This is a genomic window from Streptomyces sp. NPDC104367, from assembly GCF_055583825.1.
In genome coordinates, this window is sequence record NZ_JBVJND010000017.1 from 201,537 (window position 1) to 203,662 (window position 2,126).

Annotated in this window: 1 protein-coding gene and 1 pseudogene; one reads left to right on the plus strand and one right to left on the minus strand. The window is 71.9% G+C overall.

All coding sequences use genetic code 11. From position 1 onward, the window contains the following. On the plus strand, positions 1-1,022 hold a 1,022-nt coding region (locus ACZ619_RS25780; RefSeq protein WP_469603277.1), incomplete at its 5' end, for a transcriptional regulator. Position 1,023: 1 nt separating this feature from the next. On the opposite strand, the pseudogene ACZ619_RS25785 reads toward ACZ619_RS25780, so the two are convergent. Beyond that, positions 1,024-2,043, minus strand: a pseudogene (locus ACZ619_RS25785) (thiamine pyrophosphate-dependent enzyme); the annotation flags it as partial. Positions 2,044-2,126 lie beyond the last annotated feature (83 nt).

Below are 2,126 nucleotides of genomic sequence, written 5' to 3' on the forward strand. Positions count from 1 at the left end.
CCGAGGCGGAGGCGCAGTCGGAGGCGGAGGTGGAAGCGGAGGCAGGGGCGACGGCCGAGGCGCCGGAGGGTGTCGTTGTCTTCTTGCCCTGGTATCGCCGTCGCCGCAGCCTGGTCGCGTCGGCTGTCGCCGGGGTGCTTCTCGTGACGCTGGGCAGTCTGTCCGCCCTGTCCGACGACCGCTCGCCTGCCACCGGCGCCGCACGGCCTTCCGGTGCCGCCCCGGCGACCGCCGCCGGGACCGCGAAGCGCGGCGGCGGCACCGGGTCCGCCTCCCCGAGGGCGACCGCCTCCCCGACCGGGTCGCCGTCGCCGTCGCCGTCGCCGTCTCCTTCGCCGTCTCCGTCTCCGTCCGCCGGTGGTGCGGCGACCCGTGCCCCCTCCTCCCCCGCGGCGGCCGTCCCCCTCACCTGGACCGCCGACTCCCAGCTCTGGGAACTGGGGTGCGACCACGACTACGTCATCGACAAGCAGCCGTCACTGGTCCCGCCGCCGCCCGTCCCGCAGGACGCCGCCGTCTGGGCGGCCACCCAGAACGCGGTGCACGGCGGCGACACGATCGTGGAGGTGTCGGTGCAGGGCCGCTCGGCCACGGCCGTCGTACTGGAGAACCTGCGGGTGCGGGTCGTCGGCCGTACGGCGCCCGCGCCCGGCGTCGCCTACTCCATGGCCGACGGCTGCGGCGGCGGGCTCACCCCGCGCCACTTCGACGTCGACCTGGACAAGGACCGTCCGATCGCCCGTCCGGTGGCCGGCGAGGGCCCGGACGGGCGGACCGTCTCCACCATGCGCCTGCCCTACCGGGTCTCGGCCACCGACCCGGAGGTGCTGCGCGTCAGGGCCTCCACCGCGGGCTGCGACTGCCGCTGGTACCTGGAGCTCGACTGGTCGTCGCAGGGCCGCTCCGGCACGGTCCGCGTCGACGACCACGGGCAGCCGTTCCGCACCAGCTCCGTCAGGGGCCTGCCGCACTACTGGTACGGCTTCGTGGACGGCGTCCGCCAGTGGGTGCCCACCGGCTGACCTACGGCCGGGGCACGTTGCGCAGGTTGGAGCGGGCGATCTGAACCATCCGGCCCACTCCCCCGTCGAGCACCATCTTGGACGCGGAGAGCGCGAACCCGGTGACCATCTCGGCCTTGATCTTGGGCGGGATGGAGAGCGCGTTGGGGTCGGTGACCACGTCGACCAGGGCCGGCCCCTTGTGGCGGAAGGCGTCCCTGAGCGCTCCGGCGAGCTGCTTGGGCTTCTCGACCCGCACCCCGTGAGCACCGCAGGCGCGGGCGACGGCGGCGAAGTCGGGGTTGACGTTGGTGGTGCCGTACGAGGGCAGGCCCGCGACCAGCATCTCCAGCTCGACCATGCTGAGGGCCGAGTTGTTGAAGAGCACGACCTTCACCGGGAGGTCGTACTGGACCAGGGTCAGGAAGTCGCCCATCAGCATGGCGAATCCGCCGTCGCCGGACATCGAGACGACCTGCCGGCGCCGGTCGGTGAACTGGGCGCCGATCGCCATCGGCAGCGCGTTCGCCATCGAGCCGTGGGAGAAGGAACCGATCACGCGGCGGCGGCCGTTGGGCGAGATGTAGCGGGCCGCCCACACGTTGCACATACCGGTGTCGACGGTGAACACCGCGTCCTCGTCGGCGAGTTCGTCGAGGACGGAGGCCACGTACTCCGGATGGATCGGGACGTGCTTCTCGACCTTGCGCGTGTACGCCTTCACCACCCCCTCCAGCGCGTCCGCGTGCTTCTTGAGCATCCGGTCGAGGAACCGCCGGTTCTCCTTGGCCCGCACCCGCGGCACCAGACAGCGCAGCGTCTCGCGCACGTCGCCCCACACCGCCAGGTCCAGCCGGGAGCGGCGGCCCAGCACCTCCGGGCGGACGTCGACCTGGACGATCTGCACGTCGTCGGGGAGGAAGGCGTTGTAGGGGAAGTCGGTGCCGAGCAGGATCAGCAGGTCGCACTCGTGGGTGGCCTCGTAGGCGGCGCCGTAGCCGAGCAGTCCGCTCATGCCGACGTCGAACTCGTTGTCGTACTGGTTGAACCTGCGCATGTCGGGATCCTGCCTCAGGATGCTGTGTTCACCGTGGGTACCGACATCTGCAACGTGTGACGCCGGAC